At 68.4% G+C, this 16,551-nt stretch carries 20 protein-coding genes; 19 read left to right on the plus strand and 1 reads right to left on the minus strand.

Going from position 1 to position 16,551, the window contains the following annotated elements:
- Window positions 1–39 precede the first annotated feature (39 nt).
- The 9 genes from lepB to EV379_RS05385 all read left to right on the plus strand — a co-directional run bounded on the left by lepB (window position 40) and on the right by EV379_RS05385 (window position 7,569).
- Window positions 40–789, plus strand: coding sequence for a signal peptidase I (lepB, locus tag EV379_RS05345; protein WP_130505219.1), 750 nt, complete (start codon window positions 40–42; stop codon window positions 787–789).
- Window positions 790–1,437, plus strand: a complete 648-nt coding sequence (locus tag EV379_RS05350) for a ribonuclease HII (RefSeq protein WP_130505220.1) — start codon at window positions 790–792, stop codon at window positions 1,435–1,437.
- 65 nt (window positions 1,438–1,502) lie between these two features.
- A complete protein-coding gene (locus EV379_RS05355) occupies window positions 1,503–1,826 on the plus strand; it encodes a DUF2469 family protein (RefSeq protein ID WP_130505221.1) in 324 nt (107 codons plus the stop codon).
- Between the two features lie 136 nt (window positions 1,827–1,962).
- Window positions 1,963–2,349 (plus strand): YraN family protein, encoded by a 387-nt coding sequence (locus EV379_RS05360; RefSeq protein ID WP_130505222.1) that lies wholly within the window; start codon window positions 1,963–1,965, stop codon window positions 2,347–2,349.
- The gene (locus tag EV379_RS05365; protein ID WP_130505223.1) at window positions 2,346–3,902 is read left to right on the plus strand and encodes a YifB family Mg chelatase-like AAA ATPase; all 1,557 of its coding nucleotides are present in this window, start codon (window positions 2,346–2,348) and stop codon (window positions 3,900–3,902) included. Before EV379_RS05360 ends, EV379_RS05365 begins: the two co-directional genes overlap by 4 nt.
- 1 nt (window position 3,903) lies before the next feature.
- Window positions 3,904–5,151: a DNA-processing protein DprA gene (gene dprA / locus EV379_RS05370; RefSeq protein WP_130505224.1), complete on the plus strand. Its 1,248-nt coding sequence runs from the start codon at window positions 3,904–3,906 to the stop codon at window positions 5,149–5,151.
- Between the two features lie 56 nt (window positions 5,152–5,207).
- Complete coding sequence (locus tag EV379_RS05375; RefSeq protein WP_130505225.1) at window positions 5,208–5,630, plus strand: DUF1801 domain-containing protein; 423 nt, start codon at window positions 5,208–5,210, stop codon at window positions 5,628–5,630.
- Window positions 5,631–5,704: 74 nt separating this feature from the next.
- Window positions 5,705–6,640: a metallophosphoesterase gene (locus tag EV379_RS05380; RefSeq protein WP_130505226.1), complete on the plus strand. Its 936-nt coding sequence runs from the start codon at window positions 5,705–5,707 to the stop codon at window positions 6,638–6,640.
- The gene (locus tag EV379_RS05385) at window positions 6,637–7,569 is read left to right on the plus strand and encodes a tyrosine recombinase XerC (protein ID WP_242616255.1); all 933 of its coding nucleotides are present in this window, start codon (window positions 6,637–6,639) and stop codon (window positions 7,567–7,569) included. Before EV379_RS05380 ends, EV379_RS05385 begins: the two co-directional genes overlap by 4 nt.
- 38 nt (window positions 7,570–7,607) lie before the next feature.
- On the opposite strand, the gene EV379_RS05390 is transcribed toward EV379_RS05385, so the two are convergent.
- Window positions 7,608–8,150: a M23 family metallopeptidase gene (locus EV379_RS05390; RefSeq protein WP_130505227.1), complete on the minus strand. Its 543-nt coding sequence runs from the start codon at window positions 8,148–8,150 to the stop codon at window positions 7,608–7,610.
- A gap of 282 nt (window positions 8,151–8,432) precedes the next feature.
- Between EV379_RS05390 and rpsB the strand changes: the two genes are divergently transcribed.
- From rpsB to EV379_RS05440, 10 genes are all read left to right on the plus strand, one after another.
- A complete protein-coding gene (gene rpsB / locus EV379_RS05395; protein WP_130505228.1) occupies window positions 8,433–9,350 on the plus strand; it encodes a 30S ribosomal protein S2 in 918 nt (305 codons plus the stop codon).
- Window positions 9,351–9,361: 11 nt separating this feature from the next.
- Window positions 9,362–10,189, plus strand: coding sequence for a translation elongation factor Ts (gene tsf / locus EV379_RS05400; protein WP_130505229.1), 828 nt, complete (start codon window positions 9,362–9,364; stop codon window positions 10,187–10,189).
- A gap of 110 nt (window positions 10,190–10,299) precedes the next feature.
- Window positions 10,300–11,016 (plus strand): UMP kinase, encoded by a 717-nt coding sequence (gene pyrH / locus EV379_RS05405; RefSeq protein ID WP_130505230.1) that lies wholly within the window; start codon window positions 10,300–10,302, stop codon window positions 11,014–11,016.
- A gap of 41 nt (window positions 11,017–11,057) precedes the next feature.
- The gene (gene frr / locus EV379_RS05410; protein WP_130505231.1) at window positions 11,058–11,612 is read left to right on the plus strand and encodes a ribosome recycling factor; all 555 of its coding nucleotides are present in this window, start codon (window positions 11,058–11,060) and stop codon (window positions 11,610–11,612) included.
- 9 nt (window positions 11,613–11,621) lie between these two features.
- Window positions 11,622–12,641, plus strand: coding sequence for a phosphatidate cytidylyltransferase (locus EV379_RS05415; protein ID WP_207226199.1), 1,020 nt, complete (start codon window positions 11,622–11,624; stop codon window positions 12,639–12,641).
- A 67-nt stretch (window positions 12,642–12,708) separates the two neighbouring features.
- Window positions 12,709–13,260: a DivIVA domain-containing protein gene (locus EV379_RS05420; protein WP_130505232.1), complete on the plus strand. Its 552-nt coding sequence runs from the start codon at window positions 12,709–12,711 to the stop codon at window positions 13,258–13,260.
- Window positions 13,261–13,317: 57 nt separating this feature from the next.
- A complete protein-coding gene (locus EV379_RS05425) occupies window positions 13,318–13,977 on the plus strand; it encodes an aggregation-promoting factor C-terminal-like domain-containing protein (protein WP_242616256.1) in 660 nt (219 codons plus the stop codon).
- A 25-nt stretch (window positions 13,978–14,002) separates the two neighbouring features.
- Window positions 14,003–14,302 (plus strand): hypothetical protein, encoded by a 300-nt coding sequence (locus EV379_RS05430; protein WP_130505234.1) that lies wholly within the window; start codon window positions 14,003–14,005, stop codon window positions 14,300–14,302.
- Window positions 14,299–15,033 (plus strand): alpha/beta hydrolase, encoded by a 735-nt coding sequence (locus tag EV379_RS05435; RefSeq protein WP_130505235.1) that lies wholly within the window; start codon window positions 14,299–14,301, stop codon window positions 15,031–15,033. Before EV379_RS05430 ends, EV379_RS05435 begins: the two co-directional genes overlap by 4 nt.
- A gap of 253 nt (window positions 15,034–15,286) precedes the next feature.
- Complete coding sequence (locus tag EV379_RS05440; RefSeq protein ID WP_130505236.1) at window positions 15,287–16,339, plus strand: DUF222 domain-containing protein; 1,053 nt, start codon at window positions 15,287–15,289, stop codon at window positions 16,337–16,339.
- The last annotated feature ends 212 nt before the right edge of the window (window positions 16,340–16,551 follow it).

The following is a 16,551-nucleotide window of genomic DNA, read 5'->3' on the forward strand; positions in this document are numbered from 1 at the left end:
CACTCGTAATGACCACAACATCTTCGACAACGGGCGGCAATGACTGATATCGACCAGGAGCTGCGCCGCGACCGCAAGCCGACCCGTCGAAGCGCGCGCAAGCGTGGGTTCCTCTTGTTCCTGCGCGATCTGCTCATCATCTTCGTGATCGCGATCGTCGTCTCCTTCGTCGTCAAGACCTTCCTGATCCGGTCGTTCTTCATTCCGTCCGAATCGATGCGCGAGACGCTCCAGGTGCACGACCGCATCATCGTCAATCAGCTCGTCCCTGAGCTCGTGCCGATCGAGCGCGGCGACGTCGTCGTCTTCCGCGACCCGGGCGGGTGGCTGCCGCCGGCCGCGCCGATCGAGCAGAACCCGATCGTGGCCAGCGTCGACTGGCTGCTCTCGGTCGTCGGGCTCTCGGCGCCGGACAGCAACGACCACCTCATCAAGCGCGTCATCGGCCTGCCTGGCGACCACATCGTCTGCTGCAACGCCCTCGGCCAGATGAGCGTGAACGGTGTTCCGCTCGACGAGAGCCCCTATGTGACGTTGCCGGTCGGCGACACCCGCGTCTCGCGCGATGACTTCGAAACGACCGTTCCGGCCGACTCACTCTGGGTGATGGGCGACAACCGGTACAACTCCAAGGACTCCCGCTACAACGGCGACACCCCTGGCAAGGGCTTCGTGCCGATCGACAACGTCGTCGGCCGTGCCTTCGTGGTGAGCTGGCCGCTGTCGCACTGGGCGTGGCTCGACAACTACCCCGGCGTCTTCGCCGGCGTTCCAGAGAGCGGCGAGTAGGTGGCCGTCTCCGATCCGAGCCTGGATGTCGAGAACGCCCTCTTCGCCAGCGGCGTCCGCTACGTGATCGGCTGCGACGAGGTCGGGCGCGGTGCCATGGCCGGACCCGTCGCCGTCGGCATGGCGATCGTCGACGCGCGGATCGGCGGCATCCCCGCCGGCCTGCGCGACTCCAAGCTGCTGAGCGAGAAGCGGCGCGAGGCGCTGGCGCCGCTTGCCGCCGACTGGGTGCTGCACTCAGCGGTCGGCGAGGCGTCGGCCGCAGAGGTCGACGCGCTCGGCATCACCGCCTGCCTCGGTCTCGCGGGCAAACGCGCCCTGCTCGCCCTGCACGCGAGCGGTGCGGACATCGCGGCGAGCACGGTGCTGCTCGACGGCTCGCAGGACTGGCTGAACCCGGCGCTCGGCTCGCCGCTGCCCGTGCAGACGCGGGTGAAGGCCGACAGGGACTGCGCATCGGTCGCCGCGGCATCCGTGATCGCCAAGGTGCACCGCGACCGGATGATGATTCAGTTGCACGACGAGTACCCGCACTACGGCTGGGCGGGCAACAAGGGCTACGGCAGCCCCGCACACATGGCGGCGATCGCCGAGCACGGCGCGACGCCGGTGCACCGAGTGAGCTGGATCAAGAGCGAGGCGCCGTGAGCCTCCGATGCGCAGGTGCCGTGGATGCGCTCCCGGCGTGCGGCGCGGGCTAGGATTGAAGCACCATGGATGAAGACGAATTCGAGGACTACGACCGCGAGGTCGAGCTGGCGCTCTACCGCGAGTATCGCGATATTGTGGCGCAGTTCCAGTACGTCGTCGAGACGGAACGACGCTTTTACCTGGCCAATGAGGTCGACCTCGTTCGCCGGGACACCGAGCACGACTTCTACTTCGAGCTGACGATGAAGGACGTCTGGGTGTGGGACGTCTACCGCTCTGACCGCTTCGTCAAGGCGGTGCGCGTTCTGACGTTCAAGGACGTCAACATCGAGGAACTCGCGACCAAGGAGTTCGAGCTGCCCAAGGAACTCGCGCTCGACGAGTAGCCCGCACCCGCTGCGAGCCATCGCGGCGCATCGCCTGTTGTGCACAGCCACCGTTTCGGTCGGCACCATCCACAGGGGCGGACGCGCCCGGTTCGGCGCGCCTCTGTAACGTCATGGTTGGCCGTGGAGGTGTTCCATGGCTGATCCGAGGCGGTCGACGACTGAACGCTCGAGCCAGCGTCTGGGGCGATTCGGCGAGCAACAGGCCGTGCGCTATCTGGAGGAACAGGGCTACCGGGTGCTCGAGCGCAATTGGCGCTGCAGGCACGGTGAGATCGACGTCGTGGCCTCCAGGGACGGCGTGCTCGTCTTCGTCGAGGTGAAGACCCGCACGAGCGCGGCCTTCGGCCATCCATTCGAGGCCATCACCGTGGCCAAGCTGCGGCGGATGCACGTGCTCGCCCGGCTCTGGTGTGCAGCGCGTCCGCAGGCGCGCGGGGTCGTGCGGCTCGACGTCATCGGGATTCTGGCGCCGCGCGGCGAGGTCCCGCGGATCGAGCACCTCGAGGGCGTGCACGCATGAGGGTCGTCGGTCGCACGCGGGCCGTCGCGCTGCTCGGCCTGAGCGGCGCCATCGTCGAGGTCGAGGCGGACATCTCGGCACAGCTGCCGAAGATCGTGTTGATCGGCCTGCCGGACACGGCGCTGCAGCAGGCGACGCACCGCGTCAGGGCGGCAGCGACGAACTCCGGCATCCCGCTGTCGGCCAATGCCATCACCGTGAACCTGTCTCCGGCCTCCCTCCCCAAACACGGCAGCGGCTTCGACCTCGCGATCGCCGTGGCCTGCCTGGCGGCAGCAGGCGACGTCGACGGCTCGTCAGTCGAACGCGTCGTGCACATCGGCGAGCTTGCGTTGGACGGGCGGTTGCGCCCGGTCGCGGGTGTGCTGCCTGCCGTCATCGCCGCCTACCGCGCCGGCTTCGACACGGTCATGGTGCCGAGCGCGAATGTGGCGGAGGCCGCGCTCGTTCCCGGGGTGCGGGTGATCGGCGTGGCCGGCCTGCGGGATGCCGCGATCTGGCACGGCGGCAGCTTCGATGCCGTTCCGATCGATCCGATCCCCGGACCGCCAGGCCAGCATGACGATGGGCCGAGGCATCATCCGGACATCGCCGACGTGGTCGGCCAGGATGCGGCCGTGTTCGCGCTGCAGGTGGCGGCGGTCGGCGGGCACCATGCATTCCTGCTCGGCCCGCCCGGTGCGGGGAAGACGATGTTGGCCGACCGGCTGCCGGGGCTGTTGCCGGATCTTGATGAGGAGGCGGCGCTGGAGGTGAGCAGCATCCGTTCGCTCAGCGGGCTCACCGTCGGCGTCGCGCTCAGCAACCGACCGCCCATCGAGAGCCCGCATCACACAGCAACGGCAGCGGCGATGGTCGGCGGCGGCTCCGGCGTGATCCGTCCTGGTGCTGCCGTGCGGGCCGCGCACGGAGTCCTGTTCCTCGACGAGGCACCGGAGTTCCAGACGGTCGTGCTCGATGCTCTGCGGCAGCCGCTGGAGACCGGCATGATCAGCATCCACCGGGCCAATGCCGTCGCACACTTTCCGGCCAGGTTCCAGCTGCTGCTCGCGGCCAACCCGTGCCCGTGCGGGCAGTTCGGCGTCGAGGGCGGCGACTGTTCCTGCCCGCCGAACGCCCGCAGACGCTATCTCGCACGCTTGTCCGGTCCGCTGCTTGACCGCGTCGACATCCAGTTGCGTGTGCAGCGCGTCACCGCCGCACACCTTCGCGTCGCGCAGCAGCGCGCCGGGGACGCAGACGGGACATCGATCGACAGCGCGAGCGCCCGCAGCGCCGTCGAGCGGGCACGGGCGACGTCGTCCGAGCGGCTCGGCGGCACGCCATGGCGCCTGAACAACGAGGTTCCGGGGGAGTGGTTGCGCGCACGAGAACGCAGGCCATCCCTTCAGGCGATGACCGCGCTCGACCGGGCGCTCGAACGCGGCGGCGTGACGATGCGCGGCTACGACCGCGTGCTGCGCGTCGCGTGGTCGATCGCCGATATCGAGGGCTCGGTCATGCCGACGGCAGAACACATCGCGCAGGCGCTGTACCTGAGGAGGGGAATCTGAGATGGCCGAATTCGGACTGAACGAGCGGGAGCTGCGCGCGCTGATCGCCCCGCTCCGGGCGGGGGCCGCTGGGTCATCCTCGTTGAGCGACGCCGCCGAGCTCTTCGCCCGCGCAGCCTGGACGGGCATCGCCGAACCCGGCGATCGAGGTGCCGGCCTCCTCGTCACCGCCCTCGGCGCGGCGACGGCGCTGGGCGCCCTCATCGACAACTGGCCGACGGCACGCATCGCCGAGGCCGTCGATCCCGCGGCACGCGCAGGCCGCGACGCGCTCGCGCACGAGATCAGCGCGGCGCTGGCCCGCTGGCGCCCGCGCACGAACTCCGCAGCGGCCGTGCGCGCGCTGCAGAGTGCGGCGCGCATCGGCTGTCGCCTCGCCGTCCCCGGCGACGCCGAGTGGCCGCCAGGCGTCGACGATCTGGGTGTGCACGCCCCGCTCGCCCTGTGGTGGCGTGGCCGGGAGGAGTCGATGCCGGCCATGGCCCGTTCCATCGCGCTGGTCGGCGCGCGAGCCGCGACCGGCTACGGCGAGCACGTCGCGATGGAGGCATCGGCAGGGCTCGTCGATCGTGGATTCGCCATCGTCTCTGGAGCGGCCTATGGAATCGACGGAATGGTTCACAGATCGGCTCTCGCCAGCGACGGCGTGACCGTGGCGTTCCTGGCCGGTGGCCTCGACCGCTTCTACCCGAGCGGGCACGACGCGCTGCTCACGCGCATCGTCGAGACCGGTGCGGTCATCTCCGAGCTCCCGTGCGGCGCAGCACCGACGCGCTGGCGGTTTCTGCAACGCAACCGCCTGATCGCAACGTCCAGCCAGGCCACCGTGGTGCTTGAGGCCGGGCACCGCTCCGGATCGCTGAACACCGCGGGCCACGCCGCAGCGGCGGGCCGGCCGCTTGGAGCAGTGCCGGGGCCGGTGACGAGCCCGGCATCCGCGGGGTGCCACCGGCTGCTGCGCGACTTCGATGCCCGCTGCGTCACGAATGCCGCCGAGATGGCGGAGCTGGTCGATGTCTACGCGGATGCCGCCGGCGAGATCGATGCGTCACGAGCGGGTGGTGCTGATGCGGCGAACCCGGATCAGCTGCGGGTGCTCGACGCGCTCAGCACGCGGAGCGGTAGGGAGGTGAACGACATCGCCGTGCGCAGCGGACTCTCTCCGCTCGCGGTGATCACCGTGCTCGGCGCGCTCGAACTGGATGGCAGCGCCGGCAACGGCGAGCGTGGCTGGATGCGTCGCGTCTGAGTAGGGTTGTGGCGTCGACGTACGCTGGAATCCCAGCATGATCGCAAGGAGACCCGATGGCGGAGAAAACCCCCGCGATGACACCGTCAGACCTGCCGGTGGAGGTCGTGCTCGACCGGGCGACCGGCCCCAGGCGCGAGGAGGCCGATGAGCTGCTCGCACTGCTCGGCGAGATCAGCGGCGAGGAGCCGGTCGTCTGGGCCGGCCGCATCATCGGATTCGGCGAATACGAGTACCGCTACGAGAGCGGGCGCGGCGGCCGTTCCCCGCTCCTCGCCTTCGCGCCTGGCCCAACGAAGCACACGATCTACCTCGCGAACGACTTCGCGGAACGCTGGCCCGATCTCATGGCCAGACTCGGCAAGCACCGTGCGAGCACGGTCTGCCTGTACCTCACGCGACTGACGGGCGTGGACCGCAGCGCGTTGCGCGAACTGCTTGAGCTCTCCCTCGCCGAGTCGCGAGCGCAGGCCGTCTGAGCGCGGCCGCCCGTCGTGGCCGGCAGCACGGTGTCCGAGCGCGGTCGTAGTGTTGGTGCGTCGAAGGAGAATTCATGACCGGCAGCCTCGGACAGTACCCGCCAGCTGACTATGTGATCGCGCACCTCAGCGACACCCACTTCCTCGGAGCCGACCCCGAAGGCCGGGTTCGTGCCCTGTACGGCACGGTTGACACGGATGCGACCGTTGCACGCGCGCTGCAGCGGCTGCGGTCACTCGGCGTGCGGCTGGACGCCATGGTCTTCACCGGCGACATCGCCGACCTCGCCGAGGAGGACGCCTATCGGCGGGTGCGCGGCCTCGTTGAGCCCGTCGCGGAGGAGCTCGGGGCGACGCTGGTCTGGGTGATGGGAAACCACGACGAGCGGGCGCGATTCCGACGCGAGCTGCTCGACAGTGCTTCAGAGAGTGCTCCGGACACCGATCCCATCGACCGCGTTGACATGGTGCGGGGCCTCCGCATCATCACCATCGACAGCACGGTTCCCGGCTATCACCACGGCGAGATCACGCGAGCACAGCTGGAGTGGCTTGCCGAGGTTCTCAGCACGCCCGCGCCACACGGGAGCCTCCTCGCCCTGCACCACCCGCCGATTCCGACTCCGCTCGCCGCGATGACCATCCTCGAGCTGCAACAACAGCAGGAGTTGGCCGCCGTCATCGATGGCAGCGACATTCGGGCCATCCTGGGCGGCCACCTGCACTACGCGAGTACCAGCCTCTTCGCGGGCATACCGGTCTCGGTCGCACCGGCCACCTGCTACACGATGGATGTCGCGGCGCCCGATCGTAACCTCATGGGCGTCGACGGCGGCCAGTCGTTCAGCCTCGTACATGTCTACGCCGATCGCATCGTGCACTCCGTCGTCCCGCTTGCCCCCGCTCCCGTCGTCGCCCACTTCGACGCCGACTTCCTCAGCCGGATGGAGCAGCTGAGCGCCGCCGAACGGCTCGAGGCGTTCGGGCGCAAGCCAGACGGAGTCGCGTGAGCGCCGGTTTCGATGCGGCGATCGAGCGATACGCCATCTACCTCCGCGTCGAGCGGGGCTTCTCGCCCAACACCGAGCGGGCCTATCGTCGCGACCTCGGTGCGCTCGCCGGCTTCGCCGAGAGTCGGGGCATCACGGAGGCGAACGCCATCGATCTGGAGCTGCTGCGGGACTGGCTGTGGGAGGGGACGGAGGCTGGACTGGCCCGCGCGAGCATCGCCAGGCACGCGGCATCGGCCCGCGGATTCACGGCCTGGCTCGCGCGGACCGGCGAGGCCGAGCACGATCCGGGGATCCGGCTGCGGGCGCCCAAGCCCGGCCGTGCCCTGCCACGGGTCGTCGCCGAGACTCAGATGAGCGAGATCCTGGGCGGGCTTGCCGCGCGAGCGGCAGCGGCGGCGCCCGAGGAGCGGCCGCAGGCGCTGCGCGACATCGCCGTGATCGAGCTGCTCTACGCATCGGCGCTGCGAGTCTCCGAGCTCGTCGGACTCGATGTCGAGGCGATCGACATGGACAGGCTCACCGTGCGGGTCGTCGGCAAGGGCGGCAAGGAGCGGGTCGTGCCATTCGGCGTTCCGGCCCTCTCCGCCCTGAGCGACTATCTGCGAACGGGGCGTCCTGCGCTACTGCGGCACGGGGCGGCCGCGCCGACGACGGCGCTGTTCCTCGGCGCACGCGGCGGCCGGCTCGGCACCCGGGCGGTGTACTCGCTGGTCGCTCGGCTCCTCGCCGAGATGCCGGGCGGCGGGCCGTCCGGTCCGCACGCGCTCCGCCACACCGCCGCCACCCACCTGCTCGATGGGGGAGCGGACCTGCGCGCGGTGCAGGAGCTGCTCGGCCACGCCAGCCTCGGCACGACGCAGATCTACACCCACGTCTCGACGGAACGCCTCAAGGAGAGCTACCGCACCGCCCACCCACGGGCCTGAGCGGCTCTGCCTGAGCGGCTCTGTCTGAGCGGCTCTGCTCAGCCGAGCGGCAACAGCACGGCGCGGGGGATACCGCCGAAGAGCAGCATCGGCGACACGTACTCGCCGTGCAGACGCACCCCGAGGTGCATGCAGCCGCCGTCGCAATGCCCGCCGTGCGCGACGACGCCGATGGGCTGCCCCCGCACAACCGGGTCGCCGGCGGCGAGCGAGCTGTCGATCGGTTCGTAGGAGCTCAGCAGATCGCCGCCGTGCCTGATCGAGAGCACGGAGCGATCAATGACGCGTCCTGAGAAGTGCACAATGCCGTCGGCAGGCGCGAACACCTCTGCGCCGGCGTCGGCCTCGATGTCGATGCCGCGGTGGCCGGCGCTGTAGCGGGTGGCCGGCGCCTCGAACGGGCGCAGCACGGCGCGCGGCGCCGCCACCGGCCAGCTCCAGTCGCTGCCGGCATCCACCGTGCCGGTATCCACTATGCCGGTCTCCGCAGCGCTGCTCGCGACGGTCCCAGCCAGCAGCGCCAGCACGGCGGCAACAGCACAGAGCGGCCGGAGCAGCAGGCGGAAGCCGAACGTTGTCATGCCTTCAGCGTTCCAGCGGGCGCGCGGCCGGTGGAGGGCCGCTCGAGAACGGTGGAGAACCGCGCCGCGTCTGCACGATGTGCACAACAGCCGTGCTGCAATCGATGAGGCGCGGAGCTGTTAGACTTTCGTGAGCAGTGCTGTGTGCACTGACTACGCGTGCCCATCAGGCAACACTTCCCTTCGGTCCTTACTTCGTGAGAAGCGGGTCGGTCGTGTGCTGGGCACCAGGAGTGGTGATCAACCGATCATCGCTGAAACCGAGAACAAGGAGACCGCCACATGGCCGTCGTAACCATTCGCCAGCTGCTCGACAGCGGCGTGCACTTCGGGCACCAGACCCGCCGTTGGAACCCGAAGATGAAGCGCTTCATCCTCACGGAGCGTTCGGGCAGCCACATCATCGACCTCCAGCAGTCGCTCACCTACATCGACCGCACCTACGACTACGTCAAGGAGACGGTTGCCCACGGTGGCACCATCCTCTTCGTCGGAACCAAGAAGCAGGCTCAGGGCTCCATCGCCGAGCAGGCTCAGCGCGTCGGCCAGCCCTACGTCAACCAGCGTTGGCTCGGCGGTCTGCTCACCAACTTCCAGACGGTCAGCAAGCGCCTCGCTCGTATGAAGGAGCTCGAGGAGCTCGACTTCGACGACACCACCAAGGGTTTCACCAAGAAGGAACTCCTGATCAAGAAGCGCGAGCTCGCCAAGCTGCACAAGTCGCTCGGCGGTATCCGCAACCTGACCAAGACGCCTTCGGCTCTCTGGGTTGTCGACACCAAGAAGGAGCACCTCGCCATTGACGAGGCGCGCAAGCTCGGCATCCCCGTCATCGGTATCCTCGACACCAACTGCGACCCGGACGAAGTTCAGTACCCGATCCCGGGCAACGACGACGCCATCCGCTCCGTTGGCCTGCTCACGCGCATCATCGCCGACGCAGCAGCCGAGGGCCTGATCCAGCGCCACCAGAAGCCCGAAGAGGGTGCAGAGGTTGAGCCTCTCGCCGCGTGGGAAGCCGAGCTTCTCCAGGCTTCCGAGACCGCTGCTGACGAGACCACTCCTGCGCAGTCCTCCGCCGAGACCGAGAAGGTTGCCGACGTCGCACTCGCCGCCGCCGAAGCCGACTTCGTCGAGGGTGAAGTTGCCGCTGTCGTCGCCGAGGTTGCTGCAGAAGACGCAGCCGCCGAGACCAAGTAAGGGATTTCCGGATGGCTAACTTCAACATTGCCGACCTGAAGGCGCTGCGCGAGCAGCTCGGTACCGGCATGACCGACACCAAGAACGCTCTGGTTGAGGCAGAGGGCGACGTCGCGAAGGCGACCGAGATCCTGCGTCTCAAGGGTGCCAAGGGCAACGCCAAGCGTGCCGACCGCTCCACCAGCGAGGGCCTCATCGCCGTCAAGGAGACGCCGGGCGCCGTCACGATGATCGAGCTCGCATGCGAGACCGACTTCGTTGCCAAGAACGACAAGTTCATCGCTCTGTCCGAGCAGGTTCTCGAGGCTGTTGCAGCCGCGGGCGCGACGACCGTCGAAGAGGGCCTCGCGGCCCCGGTCGACGGCTCCACCGTTGCCGACCTGATCGACCAGCAGGCCGCAACCCTCGGCGAGAAGGTGGAGCTGCGCCGCGTCGCAGCCCTCACCGGCGACGCCGTTGCCGTCTACCTGCACCGCACGTCCAAGGACCTGCCGCCGCAGATCGGTGTTGTCGTCTCCTACAGCGGTGACGACGCCGAGACCGCTCGTGCGATCGCTCAGCACATCGCGATGTTCGACCCGCAGTACCTGACTCGCGACGAGGTTCCGACCGACATCGTCGAGAAGGAGCGCGAGATCGTCACCGAGATCAGCCGCAACGAAGGCAAGCCGGAGGCGGCTCTGCCCAAGATCGTTGAAGGCCGCCTCACCGCGTTCTTCAAGCAGGTCGCGCTTCTCGAGCAGGACTACGCTCGCGACAGCAAGATCCAGGTCAAGAAGGTCGTCGAGGACTCCGGTCTGAACATCACGGGCTTCGCCCGTTTCAAGGCCGGCGCCTAGTACGCCATGGAGGAGTCCGGATCACATCGTGATCCGGACTCCTTTTCTGTGCACTGGCACAGCGCTACACACTAAGTTTTAGAAAAACACCTCTGGAAGGATCCACTCGAATGACTACGACGGAAAAAAGGCGCAGGGTCCTTCTCAAGCTCTCGGGTGAGGCGTTCGGCGGCGGTGCACTGGGTGTGAACCCGGATGTCGTCAGCGGACTGGCCCGTGAGATCGCCGAGGCCGCGAAATCCGTCGAGATCGCCATCGTCGTCGGTGGTGGAAACTTCTTCCGCGGTGCGGAGCTCTCGCAGCGCGGCATGGACCGTGGACGCGCCGACTACATGGGCATGCTCGGAACCGTCATGAACGCCCTGGCGCTGCAGGACTTCCTGGAGCAGGCCGGCGCCGAGACCCGCGTCCAGTCCGCGATCTCGATGACCCAGGTCGCCGAGCAGTACATCCCGCGTCGCGCGGAGCGTCACCTCGAGAAGGGCCGCGTCGTCATCTTCGGCGCCGGCGCCGGTCTGCCCTACTTCTCGACCGACACCGTGGCCGCCCAGCGTGCACTCGAGATCGACGCCGAGATCGTGCTCGTGGCCAAGAACGGTGTCGACGGCGTCTACTCCGACGACCCCCGCACGAACCCCGACGCGCACAAGATCGACCGCATCACCTACCAGGAGGCGCTGCAGAGCGGTCTCAAGGTGGTCGACTCGACGGCGTTCAGCCTGTGCATGGACAACGGAATGCCGATGCAGGTGTTCGGAATGGCGCCGGATGGCAACGTCACCGCCGCCATCCTCGGTGCCGAGCTCGGCACCATCGTCAGCAACTGACAACAACTAAGCTTGAACCACCATTACCTGAAGGAGTCGCCGTGATCGCGGATGCCCTGTCCGATGCCGCCACCCGTATGAGCAAAGCCGTTGAGGTCGCCAAGGACGACTTCGCCGGCATCCGTACCGGGCGTGCCAACCCTCAGCTCTTCCAGAAGATCATGGTCGACTACTACGGAACGCCGACCCCGCTGGCGCAGCTGGCCTCCCTGGCGAACCCCGAAGCCCGCACGCTTCTCGTGACCCCCTACGACAAGGGCGCGCTGCGCGACATCGAGCAGGCCCTGCGCAACGCCCCGAACCTCGGAGCCAACCCCTCCAACGACGGCAACGTCATCCGGGTGACGCTTCCCGAGCTGACCGAGGAACGCCGCAAGGAGTTCGTCAAGATCGTGCGCACCAAGGCAGAAGACGCCAAGGTCGCCGTGCGCAACATCCGCCGCAAGGCCAAGGACGAGCTCGACGCGCTGAAGAGCGAGGTCGGAGACGACGAGGTCGCACGCGGCGAGAAGGAGCTCGAGGCCGTGACGAAGAGCCACGTCGACGCGATCGACGACGCTCTGAAGCGCAAGGAAGCCGAGCTGCTCGAGGTCTAGGGGCTTCTCATGCAGAAAGTTCCGGATGCCGACCCGACGCCTGATGGCGGCACACAGGGTCGAGGGGCGAAAGCCGAGTTGCGCGCGCAGATGAAGGCCACCAAGGCCGAGCTGCGCGCGCAGGCGCACGCCACGAAGGCCGACATCGAGCGAGGTTTCGACGAGGCGCGGGCGCATCTGGATGCCACGAACGAGCGCATCAAGGCGCGCACCGGCCGCAACCTCGTGCTGGCGATCCTCATCGGACTCGCGCTCGGCGCGGTCACGCTGTTCAGTCTGATCGTGATCAAAGAGATCTTCATGATCTTCGCGGCGGTGCTCGTGCTCTTCGCCAGCTACGAGTTCGCCTCGGCACTGCGCCTCGGCGGTTTCCGCGTCCCGCGCGTTCCGACGGTCATCGCGGCCGTCGCTGTCGTGCCCGCGGCGTTCTACGGGGGAGCGGCCGGCCAGTGGCTGTCGATCCTCCTCGGCACGCTCTTCGTCGTGCTCTGGAGGCTGGCGGAGCAGGCCAACGCCACCGTGCGCACCCCGGCGTCTGCCGTGTTGCCCGATCTGGGCGCATCGGTGTTCGTGCAGATCTACGTCACCTTCCTCGCCAGCTTCGCCGTTGTGCTCGTCGGCCAAGACGGCGGCGAATGGTGGACCCTCGCCTTCCTGATCGTGGTGATCGCTGCCGACACCGGCGCCTACGCGAGCGGACTGATGTTCGGCAAGCACCCGATGGCACCGGTCATCAGCCCGAAGAAGACCTGGGAGGGTTTCGCCGGAGCCGCCGTCGCGACGACCGTCGCCGGTGTGCTGCTCGGACTCTTCATGCTCGATCAGCCGTGGTGGTTCGGGCTCATCTTCGGTGTCGCCATCCTGCTCAGCGCGACGCTCGGCGATCTCGCCGAATCGCTGATCAAGCGCGATATCGGCATCAAGGACATGAGCTCATGGCTTCCCGGGCACGGCGGCTTCCTCGACCGGCTGGACTCGATCCTGCCGTCGGCGGCCGTCGCCTTCGTGTTCTACCTGATTTTCGCGTGATGACCGACCGCTGCCCCGCAGCCCACACAGACGCCGAACCGGCGCACAGATTGAGGAGAAGAGATCGGTGAGTACGACCTTTCCCCGGGCACGCCGCCCGAAACTCGGCTACAAGATCGAACAGGTCGAGGAGTTTCTGCGCACAGCACGTGCCGTGTATGACGGCACCGCCCCGGCCGGCACGGTTCTGACCGCCGACGGCATCCGTCGCACCGCCTTCGGCATGCAGAAGAACGGCTACTCGACCGCACACGTCGACGCCGCCCTCGAGCGCCTCGAGGACGCCTTCGCCGCCCGTGAGCGGGACCAGGCCGCCCAGTCGATGGGTGACGCCGCCTGGTTCCAGGAGGCCCGCGCCAGCGCCCAGGAGATCCTGAACAGGATTGCCCGCCCGGCCAAGCACCGCTTCCAGCGAGTGAGCTTCCTGACCACCGGCTACAGCGTCGACGATGTCGACCGCTTCACGGGCCGCCTGGCTTCGTACTTCGAGAAGGGCACGCCGATCACGGTCGACGATGTTCGCACCGTCGTGTTCCGCCCGCAGCGCGGCGGGTACCGCGAGGTGCAGGTCGACATCGTTCTCGACGCCGTCGTCGACGTGATGCTAGCCGTTCGCTGAGCCACACCGTGATCGCTCCCGCTCCGCTCTGCGGTTCTCCGATAGCATCGAGGAATCGTGGGTAGACATTCCGGAACCATCGAGCCCGTTCGCACCGCTGTTGCGGTCGCGGTGCCGTACCGCAGACCCCGCTCCCGCGGCCGTGTAGCGCTGTTCACCTTCGCGTTCACCGCGGCGGCCGCCTTCGTGCTGGTCAACATCGTCGACCCGTACTCCGGCGCCGTCGCGTCACCGTATTTCCAGGTCGGCGATCGCTTCGGCGGCCAGCCGGCGCAGGCCGTCTCCGTCGCAGGTGAGTACGAGACGACCATCGTGCACGACAGCTATTCGGCAGAGGCTCCCGCACCGCCGCCGCCCCCTGTCGTCGAGACCGCATCCAGCTCAGGGTGGGCGCCTCCGGCCATTTCCCCCGACCCTGGGTCCGCTCAGGCATACGCGCAGGACGCCGTCGCGGCGCGGGGATGGGGCTCGGGCGAGTTCGATTGCCTGGTCGCCCTGTGGAGCCGCGAATCCGGTTGGCGCGTGAACGCGTACAACGCGTCCAGCGGCGCATACGGCATCCCGCAATCGCTGCCCGGCTCCAAGATGAGCTCGGCAGGATCGGACTGGGAGACGAACGCCGGCACGCAGATCGAGTGGGGACTCGGATACATCGGCGGCCGCTACGGCACACCCTGCGGCGCATGGGCCCACTCGGAGGACGCCGGCTGGTACTAGGCGCATCGCTGCCTAGAATGGAAGAATGCCCCGCAACAATCGTCCTTCCCGCCGCGCCTCGGAGCAGCCGGACGACGATCAGAACGGGCTCGGCCGGCTCCTCGCCGGCTGGAAGCGCACGGAGAGCAAGCGGGACGGGGAGTGGTTCGTCCAGCCGGTCACCGGCTCGCAGTCCGGGAAGCGTTACATCTGCCCCGGATGCAGCCTCGACATCGCTCCAGGTGTCGCCCACCTCGTGGCGTGGCGTGCCGACGCCATGATGGGCGACGAGGCGGCGCTGGCAGATCGCCGGCACTGGCACAACCACTGTTGGAGGCTCAAATGACGTCGGAGATCGCACCAGGCACGGCCATCCGCGGCGGCATGGAACTGCCAGCGCTGCGGGAGAACATCGAGCTGCGCACCAGCGACGGCCTGACCCTCGTCGGCGAACTCGCCATGCCGCTTGACCGCCCGCCCGTCGCGACGCTGGTGACCCTGCACCCGCTGCCGACCGCCGGCGGCTTCATGGACTCGCACATTCTGCGCAAGGCGGCGGCACGCCTGCCCGCCCTCGCCGACATCGCCGTGCTGCGCTTCAACACCCGCGGCACGAGTTCGCCGCGCGGGACCAGCGACGGCTCATTCGGCGATGGCGTCGACGAGCGCGCCGACGTCGCGGCCGCGATGGCATTCGTCGCGGAGCGCGGACTCCCGCACCCGTGGCTGCTCGGCTGGTCCTTCGGCACCGAGCTCAGCATCAAGTACGGCCTCGAACACGCCATCGACGGCGCGATCCTTCTGTCGCCGCCCCTGCACCGCGCGACGGATGCCGAACTCGCCGCATGGGCGCACGCGACGGTGCCGCTCGTCGTGCTTGTGCCCGAGTTCGATGACTACCTGCGCCCGGTCGAGGCGAGCGAGCGCTTCGCCGTCGCGCCGGCCACCCGCCTCATCGCCGTCGAAGGCGGAAAGCACCTGTGGGTGGGGGAGAAGCAGACGAGTCGCGTGCTCAACGAAATCGTCGCCGCAGTGAACCCCGCGGCCGCCCCGCTGCCCGAGGTCTGGCAGGGCTAAGCGCACCTGAGTCTGTCGAGTCCCCGCCGCTTGGGCCCGTCGAGCCTCCGCTGGTTGAGCTTGTCGAAACCCTGCCGTATCCGCCCCAGCCCGCTGGTCGAGTAGCGCGACGCGCAGCGTCGCGAAAGGCGGCAGCCCACTCCCAGGCAACCCCGGGAACCGCCACCGATGCTGGTGCGGCGCCGATCCGCGACCACCTCTTGTACACAGGCGAGCTTCCGCGGAAACTTATCCACATCAGGCCTTTTCCTAGGTGAACCTGCCCCGCGCGGGTAAAATTGAACCCATGGGAACCCCGACGGAGACACTCGCAGAGGCACGAGATCTGCTGCTCTCCGCCCTCGCCGATTCGGACGAACGTCTCTTCAACGATGACGCCCTGTTGGAGTTCACCGCCTCCGCCGAGGAGGTCGGCCGTCTCGCCGATGCGCTCCGCATCAAGGCCGCCGGCGAGCACGCATTCCGCTCCCGCCGAGAGCTCGGCGAGGACCGGCTGTCGGCGAAGAAGGGGTGCCGGAACGCCGTCGAACTCCTGTCCCGGATCACCCTCGCCTCGGAACGCACGCTGACGCAGCGGATGCGCCTCGGCGAGGCCACACGGCCCCGCATGGCACTCACTGGCGAGACGATGCCGGCCCGCTTCGGGCAGATCGCCGATGCCCTCGGCACGGGGATCATTGGCTACGACAGCGCCGCGGCGATCATTGACACCCTCGACCCGATCCGGAGCCGGGTCGGCGACCTCAACGTGGAGCACGCCGAAACCGCGCTCGTCGCCGCCGCGACCGGGCCCACTGTGGAGTCGCCGCTGCCGTTCGCCGCCGACGAGATCCGCGGCCAGGCCCGCGTCTGGGAGACGGTGTTGGATGAGGACGGTGTTGTCCCGGCCGAGGAGCGGGCCATGCAGGCCCGGGGCATCAGCGCCGGGCATGACCCGGGATGGGGTCGTCCACCGCAAGATGACGCTGCTGCCGGAGATCGACGCCAAGTTCGAAACCCTGCTGAACGCGTACCTGAACCCACGCAGCAAACCCAGCTTCGCCGACCCCGACCCGGACGCGCCGAAAGACCCCCGGGCGACGGCGCAGGCCCGGCACGACGTGTTCGCGAGCCTCATCGACGGCGCCGCCCGCAGCGCGGACAGCCCGAGCATTGGTGGGGCGGCGCCGACCTGTGCTCGTCTCGGTGCGGCAGGCCGACCTCGACGCCGGTACCGGGGCCGGGTTCATTGAGGGCTGTGAGGCCCCGATTTCCATGCGGGCGGTGGAGCAATTCGTGTGCGCCGGTGGGCAGCAACATGTGGTGATCGGCCCGGACGGCACGATTAACAGCATCGGCAGCAATGACCGGGTCTTCAACGCCACCCAACGGCGGGCGATCACCCTCCGCGACGGCGGCTGCATCATCCCGGGCTGTTCGATCCGGCCGCGTGGAGCGAGATCCACCACGTCAAGGCGTATCGGGACGGGGGCGAAACCGAGACGTGTAACGGAGTCCTGCCTCTGTTGGTTCCACCAC

It is taken from the genome of Microterricola gilva (assembly GCF_004217495.1).
In the GTDB taxonomy this organism is placed as follows: Bacteria; Actinomycetota; Actinomycetes; order Actinomycetales; family Microbacteriaceae; genus Microterricola; species Microterricola gilva.